Here is a 16,231-nt window from a genome sequence, read left to right as displayed (position 1 = left end):
GAGGGGACTCACCCGGTGCGGTGCTCGACCAGGTCGCGCAGCTGTTCCAGATCGGTCCGGACGGTCCGCTCGATCGCGTTCGCCAGCGCGAAGCCGTGCGGCGCACCGCCGAACAACTCCTCCACCGCCGCCGGCTCGTACTCGATCCGCACCTGCACCTGGGTGCGGTGCTCGTCCAGCGGGTGCAGCGCGAAGGTGCCGCGCAGGTGCGGCTCGTCCACCGTCTCCCAGGTCATCACCCGGTTGTGGCCGCGGTCGGTGAAGAACGCGTCGAACTCCCGGTGGCCGCCGTCCACCGCCACGTCCAGACGGGCACGGTGGCTGCCGCGGGCGGAGGCGTGCAGGACGCCCTCGACGAAGCGGGGGTAGTCGGCGATCCGGTGCAGCTGGTCCCAGGCGACCTCGGCCGGGGCACCGATCTCGATCTGCTCCTCAAGGGTGCTCATCGCTCTCCTCGCCTTCTCGGCTCCCGCATCCAGCCTGCCCCCGGCCCGGGCGGCGCCGCAAAAGACGCGGCCGTGGCGGCACGCGGAAACCTGTGCGGATTCCGTGCCCGCCACCGCCCCGGCCCGGGTGCCGGAGCGACCCCGCCGCCCGAGGTGTCAGAGCGACGCCGCCGCCCGACGCGGCGGCCAGAGCGCGTGCACCAGCACCGCGGCCGCCGCGAAACCGGCGATCACCACCGCCATCGGCAGCGCCGAACCCGAACCGCCGAGGCCGACCAGCGGCGCGGCCAGCCCGCCCAGCGCGAACTGCAGCAGCCCGAGCAGCGCCGAGGCCGTGCCGGCGTTGTCCCGGCCGGACAGCGCCAGCGCCGTCGAGTTCGGCATCACCAGACCCACCGCCGCCACCACCAGCAGCAGCGAGCCGCACACCGCCCACAGGCCGAGCCCCGCGACGACCGCCAGCAGCAGCCCGGCCCCGCCCGCCGCCGAGACCGCCAGACCCGCCCGCAGCATCACCTGCGGGGCCCGGCTGCGCAGCAGCCGCGCGTTCAGCTGGCCCAGCAGCACCAGGCCCAGCGCATTGCCGCCGAACACCAGGGCGAACTGCTGCTCGTCCAGCCCGTACACCTGCTGCAGCACGAAGGACGAACCGGAGATGTACGCGAACATCGCGGCGAAGACGCACCCGGCGGACAGCGCGTACCCCATGAAGCGGCGGTCCGCGAGCAGCCCGCCGAAGCTGCGCACGGTGCGGACCGGACCGCCGCCGGTGCGCCGCTCGGCGGGCAGCGACTCGGGCAGCGCGAGCACGGCCGCCGCGAACAGCACGGCGCCGACGGCGGCCAGCACCGCGAAGACCGCCCGCCAGTCGGCGAAGCGCAGCAGCTGGCTGCCCGCCACCGGGGCGAGGATCGGCGCCAGGCCGTTCACCAGCATCAGCAGCGAGAAGAAGCGGGCCGCCTCGACGCCGTCGTAGAGGTCGCGGACGACCGCCCGGCTGATCACGATGCCCGCCGCACCCGCCAGACCCTGCAGCAGACGGGCGGCGGTGAGGACCTCGGCGTTCGGTGCCACGGCGCAGAGCACCGACGCGGCGGCGTACCCGGCCAGGCCGACCAGCAGCGGGCCCCGGCGGCCCCGGCGGTCGCTCAGCGGCCCGGCCACCAGCTGGCCGAGGGCGAGCCCGAGCAGGCAGGAGGTCAGGGTGAGCTGCACGTCGGCGTCCCGCACGCCGAGGTCGCCGGCCAGCGCGGGGAGGGCCGGGAGGTACATGTCGAGCGAGAGCGGCCCGAAGGCGGAGAGCGCGCCGAGCACGACGATCAGCCGCAGGCGCGGGCCGCGGCCGGTCCCGGTGGCGGCCGCCGAGGCAGCGGCCGGGACGGTGGCGGCCGGGGTGGCCGGCCGGGCGGACGAGGTGGTCATCGGCGGCTTCTCCGTCATCTCCGGCGGTCGGCGTCTTCCCCGTCGGTCGGCCCGGCGCGGTGCTGCGCGGGCCCGGTGGGTCGGAACAGGGTAGCCGGATAGCTGACTGATCAGCAATTGACCAGTCAGTCGATTCGGCGGGGAGCGGTGCCGCGGCGATCAGTAGACTCACCGGCCATGGAGATGGCACCGGCGGTGGGCGGCGAGGCGTCCGGCGGACCCCGGACGGTGGCGGAGCTCGCGGCGGCCGCCGAGCGCCCGGCCGTCCGCGAACTCGGCCTGCTGCTGCGCGCCGCGACCCGGCTGGACCGGGCCGTGGACGCCGCGATGCGGGCCGAGTGCGGTCTCAGCCACACCATGTTCGAGGTGCTGCTGATGCTCGCCCGGGCCCGCGGCGCCGGGATCCCGCAGCGGGAGCTCGCCGAGGGGCTCACCCTCACCAGCGGCGGCACCACCCGGCTGGTCGACCGCATGGAGCAGGCCGGCCTCGTCCGCCGCACCCCCTCGCCGGCCGACCGCCGGATCACCCTGGTCGGGGCCACCCCCGAGGGCGCCGAGGCCTTCGGCCGCGCCACCGTGGTGCACGCCCGGATCGTCGACCGGCTCTTCCTCGCCCCGGTGGCCGAGGAGGACCGGCCGCCGCTGCTCGCGGCCCTGCGGGCCATCGTGGAGAACCCGGAGGACTGACACCGCCGGGCCGGTGCCCCGCCCGGCGGGCGGGGCGGTCGCGGACCTCAGACGGCCAGGTCGGTCAGCCCGGCGAAGAGGCCGCAGATCTCCCGTGCGGCCTCCCGCATCTCGGTGCTCTCGTGCGGCCGGGCGACCAGCTCGGTGAGGATCAGCAGCGCCGCCTGGAGGGCGGCCATCGGGACCTCGACGGTCCGCAGGCCGCTGAGGACGTCGCTGGCCTGTTCCGCCGCGCTGGTCGTCCAGCTCTGGGTCTGCTGCGGGGCGCCGCCGACGGCCGGGCGGCGCGCGGCAGGGCGGTCGGTGACACCGAAATCGGGGTGCGGCAGCGGGAGCGGGAGGGCCTGCGGCGGGACGGCGGCCGGCCCGGCGTCGGGCGAGGGCGGGTGGCACGTGTTCATACCGGTACCAACGACGCCGCGGCGGTACGGGTGCTGCCCCGGTGCGCGGCGTGCCGTCGGCGTGCGGCCGGGCGGCCGACGGGTCCGGCACGGGCCGGCCCGCGGCCGGGAGGTGCCCCACATGCACCTGGCGGCCGCAGGCCGGGAACCTGCGCCGATCCGGCCGGGGGAGGGGCGGATCGGCCACGGGAGCCCGGTCCCGCGCCGCGGGGGGTGGCGCGGGACCGGGCTGTGTCCAGCATACGGGAGCGCTCCCATGCGGCCGCACGGGGACCTGCGCCCAGGTCAGCCGCCGGTCTTCCCGGTGATCTGCTTCACCACGCCGTTCCAGGCCTTCTTGGGATCGGTGCCGTTGCGGGCGATGTCCACCAGGGCGACGTCGCTGATCGCGGCCTTGACCGCGCCGTCCAGCCGCCCGACCGGGGCGGGCAGGATCGTGCGGGCGGCGTTGGCGTAGATCCGGCCGGTCGGGGCGTTGTTGAAGTACGGGTTGGTGGCGTCCTGGACGGCCTGCGACTCCAGCGCGGCGGTGGACGACGGCAGGTTGCCGGTCGCGGCGAACACCTTGGCCTGCTGTTCGGGGGCGGTCAGCCAGGCGGCCAGCGCGGCGGCCTCCTTCTGGTGCTTGCCGGCCTTCGGCACGGCGAGGAAGGCGCCGCCCCAGTTGCCGGCGGCCGGCGCGGGCGCGATGTCCCACAGGCCCTCGCCGCGGTCGCCCGCGTACTTGCTGATCACGCCGGTCATCCAGGACGGGCAGACGATCGTCGCGAAGCCGGAGAGGTACAGCGCCTCGTTCCACTCGGGGCTGAACTGCTTGAGCCCGCTGGTGAGGCCGGTGCGGGCGGCGGAGACCGAGAGGTCCCAGGCCTTCTTCACGCCGGGGCTGTCCTCGTAGACGAGTTCGCCCCGGGCGTTCGAGAACTGCTCGGGCTCGCTGGAGAGCACGGCGTTGAACAGGCCGCCGGCCGAGTCGGTGAAGGTCGTCTTGGCCGGTGCGTGCGCCTTGTAGCGGCGGCCGACGTCGACGAACTTCGACCAGTCGCCCGCCCACAGCCGGCCCACCGACTCGCGGTCGGACGGGAGGCCGGCCTTCTGGAAGAGGTCCTTGCGGTAGCAGACCGCCATCGGCCCGGTGTCGGTGCCGAGCCCGACCAGCGCGCCCGAGGTGGTGGTGGCCTGGGCGGACTTCCACGGCAGCCAGGCCGAGGCCCGGACGCCGGGGGCCGACCGCAGGTCGGTGAACCTGTCGGCGAGCGGACCGGTGGCCTCGGAGATGTAGCCCACCTCCACGGCCTGGATGTCGGCCGGCTGCTGGCCGCTCTGACCGGTGAGCGCGGCGGTGAGGTCCGCCCAGTACTGCTCGCTGTCCTGGGTGGCCGCCTCGGTGATCACGACGTCCGGGTGCTTCGCCATGTAGTCCGCGTAGAGCCCGGCCTCGCGGTAGCCGAAGGAACCGAAGGTCCCCACCTTGAGGGTGACGGTCTCGCCGAACGGCGACTCGGACTGCGGCGCGGCGACCGGGCCGCTGCTGCACGCGGTCAGTGCGAGCGTCGCACAGGCCGCCGCGGCGGCCGCCCTGAGCAGTCGTCGGCGGTGGCGGCGGGGTTCGGCGGCGCCCGCGGGCGCGCGATCCGGCCGGTGTCCGGATGCGGCCACGGCGGGGGAGTCGGTCGTGCGGCGTCTGGTACCTGGCATGTTGGTGCCTCGTTCACTGACAGATCGGGTGGGAGGTGCCCCACCGGTCCGACGGAACACCTGGTGGGAGCGCTCCCAGGACCTTGCTGGCACCGTCCCGTGCCTGTCAAGGGTTCGGCCGGGGTGGACTTGTTGCGGAGTGCGGCCGTTCCGCATGCCGGATTGGCATGGACACTTGCCGGCCCGGCCGGGGCGGGCGGACGACGGGACGGCTCCGGTACCCGGAAGCCGCCCGGAAAGGCCCGCCGCTGAGGTGCCGTCAGCGGCGGGCCGTGGCCGACCGTCCGTCACTCCTGCGGATCGTCGGCCAGCACCACCAGTGTCTGGCCGGCCGCCACCAGGCCGTGCAGGGCGCACCTGACCTCGGCCACCACGCCCGAGAAGGGCGCGAGGATGCGGTTCTCCATCTTCATCGCCTCGACAACGACCAGGACGGCGCCCTCCTCGACCCGGTCCCCCACCGCGCACGGCAGGCCGACGACCGCTCCCGGCATGGTCGACTGCACCTCGTTGCCGACGGCGTCCGCGTCGTCCCGGGCGAAGGTCGGGACGACGAGGGCGGTGCGGTACCCGTCGACGGTGATCTCGAAGCCGGTGGGCGTCCGCAGGCCCGACCAGGCGCGGCCGCCGAGGGTGCCCCGGAACAGCCCGTCCCGGTGGGCGACGGTGAGGTCGAAGGGCCGTCCGTCGACGCTGCCCCGCACCCGCCCGGGCCGGACCTCGGTGAGCCTGGCCTCCCACTCCCGTCGGGCGTCGCGGGTCACCACCCGGCCGAGCGGCGCGACCGGGTCCAGCGCGTCCCGGTCGAGCGCGCCGGCGGTGCCGTGCCACGGCGAGGCGGGGGCGCCGGCCAGGGCCGGCACCTCCATGGCCGCGGCGCACGCGGCTGCCTGCCAGGCACGCTCGGCCCGGCCGGTCTCCGCGAGGAACTCGTCGACCAGGTGGGTGTCGAGACGGCCGGCGACCACCCGCCGGTCGCGCAGCAGGTCGCCGAGGAAGCCCAGATTGGTCGTCAGGCCGACGACGGCGGTGTCCTGCAGCGCGTCCGTGAGGGTGCGCAGCGCGGCGACGCGGTCCGGTCCGTGCGCCACCAGCTTGGCGATCATCGGGTCGTAGAAGGCGGAGACCTCGCCCTCCCTGTCGAAGGCGGCCTCGACGCGGACGCCGGTCGGCCATTCGACGGGCGCCGCCCGGCCGGGCGCGGGCCGGAAGGCCTCGTCCGGGTCCTCGGCGTAGACGCGGCACTCGACGGCGTGGCCGGTCGCGGTGATCTCGTGCTGGGCGAGCGGCAGGCGCTCCCCGGCGGCGACCCGCAGCTGCCACTCGACCAGGTCGACGCCGGTGATCTCCTCGGTGACGGGGTGTTCGACCTGGAGCCGGGTGTTGGCCTCCAGGAAGTAGAACCGGTCGTCGGCGTCGAGGATGAACTCGAACGTCCCGGCGTTCACGTAGCCGAGCGCCTCGGCGCCGCGGACGGCCGCCGCCAGCAGCGCCTCGCGGACCCCGGCCGGCAGGCCGGCGGCGGGCGCCTCCTCCACGACCTTCTGGTGGCGGCGCTGCAGCGAGCACTCCCGCTCGAAGAGGTGCACCACCGAGCCGTGGGTGTCCCCGAAGACCTGCACCTCGATGTGGCGCGGCCGCGCGACGTAGCGCTCGGCGAGCAGCCGGCCGTCGCCGAAGCTGCTGCGGCCGAGCCGGACGGCCGCGGCCACCGCCTCGGCCAGCCGGTCGGGGCGGTCGACCACCTGCATGCCCTTGCCCCCGCCGCCGGCGACCGGCTTGAGGATCACCGGGTAGCCGATCCGCCCGGCGTCGGCGGCGAGTTGCTCCGGCGACTCGGTGGCGTGCTCGGAACCCGGCAGCACGGGCACCCCGGCGTCGGCCATCAGCGCGCGGGCGGTGGCCTTGTCGCCCATGGCGGCGATCATCCGGGCGTCCGGTCCGACCAGGACCAGGCCCGCCCCGGCGACGGCGGCCGCGAACGCCGGGCTCTCGGAGAGGAACCCGTAGCCGGGGTGAACCGCGTCGCAGCCGGTGCGCAGCGCCGCGTCGACCAGCGCCTCGATCCGCAGGTAGCTGTCGGCGGCTGGGCCGGGGCCCAGCCGGACGGTGTCGACCGCGCCCTCCAGGTGGGCGGCCGAGCGGTCGGCGTCGGAGTGGACGGCGACGTACTCGATGCCGAGGCGGCGGCAGGTCCGGGCGATCCGGCGGGCGATCTCGCCGCGGTTGGCGATCAGAACTCGTTTCAGCATCGTCATCACATCCTGAACACGCCGAAGCGCGTCTCCTGCTGGGGCCCGTCGGCGGCCATCGCCAGGCACAGCGTCAGCCACTCGCGGGTGTCGGTCGGGTCCACCACGGCGTCCACCCACATCCGGGCCGCGTAGTACAGCGGGTGCGACTGGCGCTCGTAGGTGTCGATGATCGGGCGCCTGATGGACTCCTCCTCCTCGGCGGAGAGGGTCCGGCCCTCCTTGGCGAGCTGGTCGCCGCGGATCAGCGCCATCACGGTCGCGGTCTGCTCCCCGCCCACCGCCGTCGACTTGGCGCTCGGCCACATCGCCATCATCCGCGGGCCCATCGAGCGGCCGCACATGGCGAAGTTGCCGGCGCCGAAGCTGCCGCCGATCACCAGGCTGAACTTCGGCACCCTGGCGCAGGAGACCGCGTTGACCAGCTTGGCGCCGTGCTTGGCGATGCCGGCCGCCTCGTACTCGGCGCCCACCATGAAGCCGTTGATGTTGTGCAGGAACAGCAGCGGGAGGTCGCGCTGGACGCACAGCTCGATGAAGTTGGCGGCCTTCTGGGCGCTCTCGGGGAACAGCACGCCGTCGTTGATGATCACGCCGAGCGGGTAGCCGCCGACGTGCCCGGTGCCGCAGACGATCGTCGGGCCGTAGCGGCTGCGGTACTCGGTGAACTCGCTGCCGTCGAGCAGCCGGGCCAGCACCTCGCGCGCCGGGATGTGCTCGCGCAGGCTGGCGCTGATGATTCCGGGCAGTTCGGCCGGGTCGTGGAGCGGCGGGCGCGGCTCGCGGGGCGGCCCCGACACGGCCCGGCGGCTGTTGCGGACGGCGATCTCCCGGACGAGCTCCAGGGCGTGCTCGTCGTTCTCGGCGATGTGGTCCGCGACCCCGGTGACCCGGGTGTGCAGGTCGGCCCCGCCGAGCGTCTCGGCGTCGACCACCTCGCCGGTCGCCGCACGCACCAGCTGCGGGCCGCCGAGGAAGATCGTGCCGTTGCCGCGGACGATCACCGCCTCGTCGCACATGGCCGGGATGTACGCCCCGCCCGCCGTGCACGACCCCATCACCGCGGCGATCTGCGGCAGCCCGAGGGCGGACATCTCGGCGATGTTCCGGAACATCCGGCCCAGGTGGTACTCGTCGGGGAAGAGGTCCTCCTGGAGCGGCAGGTAGATGCCGCCGGAGTCGACCAGGTAGATGCAGGGCAGGCCGTTCTGCCGGGCCACCTTCTGGGCCCGCAGGTGCTTCTGCACGGTGAGCGGGAAGTACGTCCCGCCCTTGACGGTCGCGTCGTTGGCGAAGACCATCGTCGGCCGGCCGCCGACGGTGCCGACACCGGTGACCAGTGCGGCGGACGGGACGGGCTCGTCGTACACGTCGTGCGCCACCAGCTGCCCGACCTCCAGGAACGGCGTCCCGGGGTCCAGCAGGCGCATCACGCGCTCGCGGGCGGTGAGCTTGCCGCGCTCGGCGTGCCGGCGGTGGGCCTTCGCGTCGCCGCCGGCCAGCGCGGCCGCCCGGGCCTCCGCGATGATGCGGCGCTTGTCGTCGAAGGCCTCGGCGTTGCGCCGGAACGTCTCCGACGTGGTGTCGATGAGGGAACGGAGTGTCGTCATGGGACCTTGCTGATCGCTGAGGGGTACGGGGGTTCGCTGCCGGCCGGGGGCCGCGGGGGTCAGGCGGACGGCTGCGCGGGGCGCGGGCCGCGCCGGCCGACCAGCAGCAGGGCCAGCGCGCCGAGGCCGGTCGCCACGGCCGACCAGGCGAGGTCGGCGTGCAGCAGGACGGCGGCGGTGGCGGCGACCCCGGCGATGGACTGCGCGAGGAAGCCGCACAGGGCCACCGCGTAGGCACCGTGCTCGGTCACGGCGCTCACCGCGACCGCCATGCTGCTGGGGAACAGCGCCGCCTGGCCGAAGGTGGTGGCGCAGTAGAGCGCGACGAACAGCACCAGGGCCGTCGTCGTCCCGAGGCCCGGCACCAGCCAGAGCGCGACCATCAGCAGCCCGGAGCAGGTCATCACCAGGGCGCCCAGGCGCATCAGCCAGGACGATCCCACCCGGGCGACCAGCCGGTTCACCAGCATCGCCCCGGCGAAGTACGCCAGGCCGAACAGCAGCCCCAGGTCGCCGTACTCCCCGGCGGTGAGGCCGAAGTGCTGCTGGGTCACGAAGGGCGCCACCTCCTGGAGCAGGACGACGGTGGCGAACCCGAGGCCACCCGCGACGGTCGGCAGCAGGAACTGCCGGACGCCGAGGATGCCCCGGTAGATCCGGACCATGCCGGCCTGCTCCTGCCGACCGCGGCCCGGTTCCAGCGGCAGCGTGAGCACGCCGACCGCGCCCACCGCGCCGATCGCGGCCAGGACGGCGAAGCCGGCCCGCCAGTCCGCGTACCGGCCGATCAGACCGCCGAGGAACTGGCCGCCGCCGAGCGCCGAGACGAAGGCGACGGACAGCACCGACAGCCGGCGGGCGAGCGCGTCGCCGCCGCCGAGGTCCCGGACGAAGATCCGGGCGATGATCGCGGCACCACCCGCACCGATGCCCTGCAGGGCGCGCAGCGCGAGCAGCACGGTGACCGAGCCGGTGGCCGCGAGCAGCGCACTGGAGCCGGTGAAGAGGGCCAGCGAGGCCAGCACCGCCGCCCGCCGGCCGTACCGGTCGGCGGCCCGGCCCCAGAACACCACGGGGGCGGCCGCGCCGACCACGAACAGCGACACGGACAGCGCGGCGAGGCTGCGCGAGACGTGCAGGTCCCGCTCGACGGTCGGCAGCGACGGCAGGTAGACGGTGGTGGCCATCTGGGCCATGAACACCAGCACGCACGCCACCAGCAGGGTGCGCCGTTCGGGCCGGGGCGGTGCCTCGGCGGGCGGCTGCGCCCGGAGCACCGCCCCCGGCGACCCGTCAGACATGGCTCGCCCGCAGCTGCCGCAGCCGGTGGCAGAAGTCCTCGATCTCCGCCGTGCCCATGTTGGCGCGCAGCATCAGCCGCAGCCCGGCCTTGCCGCGGGCGATCACCGGGAAGAAGATCGGCGAGGCGTAGTAGCCCTGCTCCAGGAGGGCCCGGCCCAGGGCCACGGTGGCCTCCTCGGAGCCGATGTCGACGAACCGGATGGGCAGTCCGTCACCGGCCCGCGCCGTCGGCAGCAGGCTGTCGAACAGGTCGACGTTCTGCTGCAACCGCTTCTGCAGCAGGCCGAGTTCGTCGGAGAGGTGCAGTTCGGCCGAGGCCATCACGGCGCCCAGGCCGGCCGTGTTGATCCGCTGGGACCACATCAGCGGCCCGCCGTTGCGCAGTGCGACGTCGCGGCGCTCCTGCGAGCCCCGCGGGCCCAGGAAGATCGCGCCGCCGGAGGCGCCGAAGCCCTTGTTCAGCGAGGTGATGATCAGCGTCCGATCGTTGATCGCGCCCATCGTCTCCAGCACGACGCCGCGGCCGTGGGCACCGACCGTGGAGATGCCGTGCGCCTCGTCGAAGAACAGGAACAGGCCGTACTTCTCCTGCAGCCGCAGCAGGTCCGCGACCGGCGCCTGACCGCCGGTGCTGTAGACGCCGTCGGCGACGTACGCGACCTGGGGGTGCTTGCGGCAGAGGTCCTCCAGTGCGTCCAGGTCGTCGTGGGCGACGGTGACGACCTGGGTCTCGTCGGCGACGTTGGCCTTCATCGCGTTGAGGCAGAAGTGCGCGTTCTTGTCGAACACCATCAGCGGCGGCGTCCCGCCGGTGAGCAGGCCGGAGGCGAGCAGCGGCAGGGCGGCCCAGGCGGCGGCCGCGCAGGAGGCCACCGTCACGGCCTCGACGTCGAACAGCTCGGACAGGGCGTCCTCGGCGTCCCGCAGCGCGGCGAAGCGGATGCGCATCCGGGAGGTCGAGGTGTTGAGCGCGCCCTCCGCGAGCACCGCGTCGGCCGCCGCGCGGACGAGCTTCGGGTGGGTGTCGAGGCCCAGATAGGAGTACGAGGACATGTTGACGAACTCGTGGCCGCCGTCGAGCGACCGGTGCCGGCCGTCGCCCAGACCGGCGGCGACGATGTCGAACATGCCGGCCTCGGTGGTGGTCTCCCAGAAGTCGTGGCTGATCCTCGCCGACTTCTTGATGTTCATGAACGCGTGCATGGTGGTGCTCCGTGGGGAGGTGACGGGGGGAAGGGGAAGGGGACGCCGGAGGGGCGGCGGGCTCAGGCGTACTCGTAGAAGCCGCGGCCCGCCTTGCGTCCGAGCAGGCCGGACTCGACCATGCGCGACAGCAGCGGGGACGGGGCGTACAGCGGCTCGCGGAACTCGCGGTAGAGGGCGTCGGCGGCGGCCGCGACCACGTCGAGGCCGACCATGTCGCACAGACGCAGCGGGCCCATCGGATGGCCGCAGCCCAACTGCATGCCCCGGTCGACGTCCTCGGCGGAGGCGAAACCGGACTCGACCATCCGGACGGCCGCGACCAGGTACGGAACGAGCAGGGCGTTCACCACGAACCCGCTGCGGTCGCCGGACGGGATCGACACCTTGCCCAACCGGTCGGTCAGGAAGGCCTCGACCTCCTGCCGGACGGAGTCGTCGGTGAGCAGCGTCGGCACCACCTCGACCAGCGGCATCGCCGCGACGGGGTTGAAGAAGTGGATGCCGATGACGCGCTGCGGGCGGGTCGTGGCCCGGGCCAGCCGGGTGATGGTGATCGCCGAGGTGGTGGAGGCGAGCACCGCGTCGTCCTCGACCACCTTGTCGAGGACGGTGAACAGGTCGGTCTTGAGCGCCTCGTCCTCGGGCACCGCCTCCACCACCAGCTGCCGGTCGGCGAGTTCGCCGAGGTCGGTGGTGAACGAGATCCGGGCCGTCGCGGCGTCCCGCGCCTCGGCGGTCAGCTTCTCCTTGGCGACCCGACGGTCCAGCGCGGCCGCGATCCGCTCCGGCGCGGACCTCAGCGAGGACTCGCGGGAGACCGCCACCCTCACCTCCACCCCCGCGAGGGCGCACACCTCGGCGATGCCGGAGCCCATCGCGCCCGAGCCGACCACGCCGACCCGCGCGAAGCGGCGGACCCCGTCCTCTCGCGGAATGCCGTCCGCCGTCGAATTCTTCCGCCTGGCCGAGCTGAATGCGTGCACCACGTTCTCCGGGTTGTTCGAGTGGAACTCGCCGGTCGGATCGTGTCCGACCCGGCGCTCGAAAAGACTTCCAACGCGCCGCTCGCACTGTCAACCGGCAATTATTTGCCGATCCGCCAATCCGGACAAAAGCAGGCAGGGCGGCGAACCGGAAAATATTTGCCGGTCGCCGCCCGTTGAATTCCGCTCGGATCTCCCTGTATTCAGTTGACGACGACGAAACGCAGACCCTGGTGCCCCGCGGGAATCAGCACCTGGGTCACCGCATCGATCACATCGGGGGACACGTGCGGCAGCCGCAGCCGGAAGAGGTGACCGTCCCGGTTGGCGACCACGCACGTCCGCTCCTGCCAGAACCGGCGGCACGTCGGGTCCTGCAGGACGTCCGCGAGCAGGGTCGCCAGGCCGGGGTCGTCGGGGTGCTGCGCCATCGCGAACCGGACCATGGCCAGGTACATCCGTGCGTGCTGCGGCCAGTCGAGCATCTGCTCGCGCGCTTCGTCGGACGTCAGCCCCCAGCGGATGAGGTTGGCGTCCGGGGCGAGGACCCAGGGGAACCACTCGGCCATCGCCCGGTTGTGCCCGATCACGTTCCACGAACTGTCGGTCAGGTAGGCCGGCCGGGGCATCTGACGGTCCAGCAGCTCCTGCAGGGCGTGCAGGTCGGGGGCCCTTCCCGGGACGGGCGGGGCGACGTAGGGAGTGCCGCCGAGGGCGTACAGGTAGAGCGTGGCACGCTCGTCGGCGTCCAGCAGGAGCACGTCCGCCAGGCCGGCGAGCACCCGCGGGTCGAGGCGCGGCAGGGTGCCGCGCTCCAGGTCGCGGTACCACCGCTCGCTCATGCCGACCCGCCCCGCCACGTCGACCTGCGGCAGCGGCTTGCCGAGCCCGAGTCTGCTGCCGGCCCGGGTGCGCCAGCTGCGCAGCAGCACGTTGAGTCCGGGCAGGGCCTCGGCACGGCGGGCGTCGACTTCCTCGGGCGGCATCTGGGTATTTCTCCGGTCTCGGTCCGATGTTCCGGCGCACCGGCCCGTCGCCCGGGCCCGGGGCTGTGGCTTGCGCCACATTCGGGCGATTGAATTCGAGAACGCCGGGGATCCGGCCGACTCCCGACCCCGGGAGCGGCCGCCGCGGATCCCGATAATCCCCCCGGGACGGAAGTGCACGTCACGCCTCTTCCGGATTCTACCCCGGTCGATCAGGGCTTCCCGCTGCCTTCGAGCGCGGCACCGGTTCCGCGTTTCGCACCGCCCCCGCCGGCCGGTCGCCGCCGCCCTTGAGGCGGTGCTTGAGGGCGAGCAGGGCGCCGGTCGGGCCGTGCGGCAGCAGCAGGGTGGTGTCGTGGCGGTCCACCGCGCCGAAGCGGTACTTGTACGGCTCGGTGCCGCGCAGGAAGTCGAAGGTGTGCAGGCCCTGTTCGGCGCAGGCGCGGACGGTCTCGGAGATCAGCACGGTGCCGAGCCGCAGCGGGGCCCAGTGGACGTCCCAGCCGATCTGGTAGTAGGCGAAGGCGCCGTTCCAGCGGAAGCCGTACAGCGCGCCGACGGTGCGGCCCTCGTGCTCGGCCAGGCAGAAGGCCGGGCCCTCGCCGCCGGGTGCGGTGGTGGCCGCCGAGCGCTCCAGCAGCCGCAGGTGGAGCGGGCGGCGCCGCCCGTCGAAGGTGGTCGGCCGGCCGAGCGCCGCGCGGCGCAGCCGGTGCAGGTCGAGGACGGCGTCCAGGTGCGCGGGCCGGACCTCCGCGGGCGGCACCCAGCGGAAGGCGACCCCGGCGGCCTCCAGCTTGCGTCGGTAGCGGCGCACGGTGGAGCGGAACTGCCGCGAGCCGAGCGCCTCGTGGCCGCCCGTCAGATCGGCGCGCGGGCAGGCCGAGCGGGCCACCGGGCGGGCCGCCGCGGGCAGGGCCGCGGCGGCCGCCGGGTCGAGGTCGGGCAGCCACAGGGTGGTGCGCCGGGCACGTGCGGCGAGCCAGCCGCGGACGTCCTCCCGGCGGTGCGCGGCCACGGCCGGACCGCAGTGGTCGGCGGCGCCCGGGCCGGAGCCGAGCAGGGTGAGGCAGCGGGCGGTGAGCGGCAGCCGCGGGTGGAGGCGGAGCCGGGTGCGCAGCAGCGGGACGACGGCCTCGACGCCGCCCTCCGGGCCGCGCCAGACGGCGATCTCCGCCCGGTCCGCCGCCGGGTCGGCCGTGCCGAGCGTCTCCCACCAGGAGAGCACCCACTCGGGTGTTCCGAACCACGAGCCGTGCGGGTCGGCGGCGACCAGCCGCCGCCAGCCGTCGGCGAGTTCGCCGTCGAGAGTGCCGGGCTCGCGGTGGATCTCGGGCCGGTCGCCCGGTGTCGCTGCGGTCATGCGGGTGCCCCCTTCGGCCCGGTGCTCCCGGGCGTGGTCTCCTCCGGTGCGCCGCCGCCGTCAGCGGCCGCCGCGCAGGCGGTGCACCGCGGGGTGCAGTCCCGAGAGGATGGTGTCGAACCGGTGCGGGGTGGTGCAGGCGTTCACCCGGAGCCGGCTGATCCGCAGCGGGCGGCGGGGCAGCCGGCGGTCGTGCCGGTGGTCGAAGAGGAAGCCCGACCGGTAGCCCAGCCCGGTCAGGGCGCGCTCGGCGTGCGGGTCGAGGTTGCCGTTGGGGTACGCGAAGGAGGTCGGCGGCTCGCCGAGCCAGTCGGTCAGCAGGCCGTGGGCGCCGGTGACCTGCGCGGCGGAGTCCTCGGCGGAGCAGCGGTCCAGGCAGGGGTGGTCGAGGGTGTGGTTGCCGATCGCCACCCCGGCGCCGCGCAGGGTGCGCAGGTCGGCGGGCGTGAGCTGGGGCTGCCGGGGCGCGGGTGCGGAGGCGGTGCCGCGCAGGGCGTCCAGGAGGTCGCGGCGCTCGCGGTCGGGCAGCCGCTTGAGCAGCCGGACGGCGGCCTCGGGCGCGGTGCCGGGCGGCAGCGCGTCGGCGGTGCCGCCGTGCGCGACCAGGTGGGCCGCCTCGGACCACCAGAACGGCCGGTCGCCGCCGATGTGCCCGGCGATCACGTAGGCCGCCGCGGGGATGCCGTGCCGGGCGAGGACCGGCAGGCCGTGGGTGAGCAGCGAGCGGTCGCCGTCGTCGAAGGTGACCAGCACGCTGCGCGGCGGCAGCGGGCGCCGCTCGCGCAGGGACTCCTCGACGCGGGCGAGCGAGACCGGGCGGGCGCTGCGGACGAGCCGGGCCATCTGGGCCGCGAAGCTCCGCGGGTCGTCGATGCCGTGGTAGGCGAGGACGGCGAGCCGTCCGGCGGCGAGGGCGCGGAAGGCGGGTTGCAGCGGCGAGTGGCGCAGCAGGGTGTCGATCCGGTTCCTGCGGGTGTCCGCCGGGGCCGTCCTGTCGGTGCCGCCCCCGACGGCGTGTTCGTCCGGCACGCCGCCCCCCTCCGGCCGCCGCTCCGCACCGTTGCGGACAGCCGGGCCCGCGGTCGTCCGGGCGCAGCTGATGCAGCGTCAACGGGATCGGAATTTACCACCTCTTGACCTTCCGGCCGGGTGGTTCCCGGGAGTTCGCCGGACAGCCTTGACCTGCGGCGAATACGGAGGAAACTGGTGAATACACCGGAATACCGGACAGAGCTGCACCGCCGACGGAGACGTCCGACGGCCGTCCGAGTGACCCTGATCCAGGCTCTGGCGAGACCCCCGGCGGGTCGATGCACGACACGTGCAGGAGGCGACGGTCCACGCACGCGGACGACGCACCGGACGCCGGGGATCGTCATGTCCGGGGCCGGGTGGCCCCGAAGCGCCCCCGGGGCGTCAGGCGTCGGTCCAGTCGCCGGAGGCGACCGGGGCGGGGGCGGAGAGCAACGCCGCCGCGACCCGGGGGCCGGCGAGGTAGACCCAGGCGTCGGTCTCGGTGCCGTCGGCGAGCCGGACGGCGAGGCGCTCGCGCACGTACTCGCCGAGGCCGTCGGGCGTGCAGTCCTCCAGTCGGTCCAGGTCGGCGAGCACCCGCGGGTACAGCCCGGGCGGAACGCTCACCAGCTCGCCGTGGACCTGTCGCCCCGCGCACGGCACCACGTACGGATAGCCGGGGCCGCGGTGCAGTGCGGCGCCGTCGAGCACCGCCCCGCGCACCTCGGTGCAGCGCCCGGCCAGGTGGCGCTGGTGGTTGCGGTGGCCGGGACGGAGCGTCCCGTAGACGAAGAACGGCAGCTGGGGCGGCACACGGCCCTCCTGGGGAGTCGGGGGTCGCAGCACCGTACCCGTCGGGGCGCGCCC

At 74.5% G+C, this 16,231-nt stretch carries 14 protein-coding genes; 1 reads left to right on the top strand and 13 read right to left on the bottom strand.

What is annotated here, in order from left to right; translation table 11 throughout:
• Positions 1–8: 8 nt before the first annotated feature.
• Complete coding sequence (locus IE98_RS0132605; protein WP_030275283.1) at positions 9–446, bottom strand: SRPBCC family protein; 438 nt, start codon at positions 444–446, stop codon at positions 9–11.
• 156 nt (positions 447–602) lie between these two features.
• Positions 603–1,868, bottom strand: coding sequence for a multidrug effflux MFS transporter (locus IE98_RS0132600; RefSeq protein WP_030275281.1), 1,266 nt, complete (start codon positions 1,866–1,868; stop codon positions 603–605).
• Positions 1,869–2,045: 177 nt separating this feature from the next.
• On the opposite strand from IE98_RS0132600, the gene IE98_RS0132595 reads away from it, so the two are divergent.
• Positions 2,046–2,555, top strand: coding sequence for a MarR family winged helix-turn-helix transcriptional regulator (locus IE98_RS0132595; RefSeq protein WP_234443759.1), 510 nt, complete (start codon positions 2,046–2,048; stop codon positions 2,553–2,555).
• Between the two features lie 47 nt (positions 2,556–2,602).
• On the opposite strand, the gene IE98_RS0132590 is transcribed toward IE98_RS0132595, so the two are convergent.
• From IE98_RS0132590 to IE98_RS0132540, 11 genes are all read right to left on the bottom strand, one after another.
• Positions 2,603–2,956: a hypothetical protein gene (locus IE98_RS0132590; RefSeq protein ID WP_030275276.1), complete on the bottom strand. Its 354-nt coding sequence runs from the start codon at positions 2,954–2,956 to the stop codon at positions 2,603–2,605.
• A 285-nt stretch (positions 2,957–3,241) separates the two neighbouring features.
• Complete coding sequence (locus tag IE98_RS0132585; RefSeq protein WP_078661490.1) at positions 3,242–4,651, bottom strand: extracellular solute-binding protein; 1,410 nt, start codon at positions 4,649–4,651, stop codon at positions 3,242–3,244.
• Positions 4,652–4,938: 287 nt separating this feature from the next.
• Positions 4,939–6,903: a biotin carboxylase N-terminal domain-containing protein gene (locus IE98_RS0132580; RefSeq protein WP_030275272.1), complete on the bottom strand. Its 1,965-nt coding sequence runs from the start codon at positions 6,901–6,903 to the stop codon at positions 4,939–4,941.
• Positions 6,904–6,908: 5 nt separating this feature from the next.
• On the bottom strand, positions 6,909–8,513 hold the full coding sequence (locus tag IE98_RS0132575; protein ID WP_030275270.1) for a carboxyl transferase domain-containing protein: 1,605 nt from the start codon (positions 8,511–8,513) through the stop codon (positions 6,909–6,911).
• 59 nt (positions 8,514–8,572) lie between these two features.
• Positions 8,573–9,814, bottom strand: a complete 1,242-nt coding sequence (locus IE98_RS0132570) for an MFS transporter (protein WP_052391275.1) — start codon at positions 9,812–9,814, stop codon at positions 8,573–8,575.
• On the bottom strand, positions 9,807–11,018 hold the full coding sequence (locus IE98_RS0132565) for an aminotransferase class I/II-fold pyridoxal phosphate-dependent enzyme (RefSeq protein WP_030275266.1): 1,212 nt from the start codon (positions 11,016–11,018) through the stop codon (positions 9,807–9,809). Before IE98_RS0132565 ends, IE98_RS0132570 begins: the two co-directional genes overlap by 8 nt.
• 62 nt (positions 11,019–11,080) lie before the next feature.
• Entirely contained in the window at positions 11,081–11,896 is an 816-nt protein-coding gene (locus tag IE98_RS0132560; RefSeq protein WP_052391290.1) for a 3-hydroxybutyryl-CoA dehydrogenase, read from the bottom strand.
• A gap of 311 nt (positions 11,897–12,207) precedes the next feature.
• Entirely contained in the window at positions 12,208–12,990 is a 783-nt protein-coding gene (locus IE98_RS0132555; protein ID WP_030275262.1) for a helix-turn-helix transcriptional regulator, read from the bottom strand.
• A 199-nt stretch (positions 12,991–13,189) separates the two neighbouring features.
• Complete coding sequence (locus IE98_RS0132550) at positions 13,190–14,350, bottom strand: GNAT family N-acetyltransferase (protein WP_030275260.1); 1,161 nt, start codon at positions 14,348–14,350, stop codon at positions 13,190–13,192.
• A gap of 60 nt (positions 14,351–14,410) precedes the next feature.
• The gene (locus IE98_RS0132545) at positions 14,411–15,379 is read right to left on the bottom strand and encodes a polysaccharide deacetylase family protein (RefSeq protein WP_030275258.1); all 969 of its coding nucleotides are present in this window, start codon (positions 15,377–15,379) and stop codon (positions 14,411–14,413) included.
• A gap of 387 nt (positions 15,380–15,766) precedes the next feature.
• The gene (locus tag IE98_RS0132540) at positions 15,767–16,177 is read right to left on the bottom strand and encodes a gamma-glutamylcyclotransferase family protein (protein ID WP_030275256.1); all 411 of its coding nucleotides are present in this window, start codon (positions 16,175–16,177) and stop codon (positions 15,767–15,769) included.
• Positions 16,178–16,231 lie beyond the last annotated feature (54 nt).

It is taken from the genome of Streptomyces sp. NRRL B-24484 (assembly GCF_000717715.1).
Taxonomy (GTDB): Bacteria; Actinomycetota; Actinomycetes; order Streptomycetales; family Streptomycetaceae; genus Kitasatospora.
Note: the sequence above shows the minus strand (reverse complement) of the source record. Positions and strands in the feature narration are given on the sequence as shown.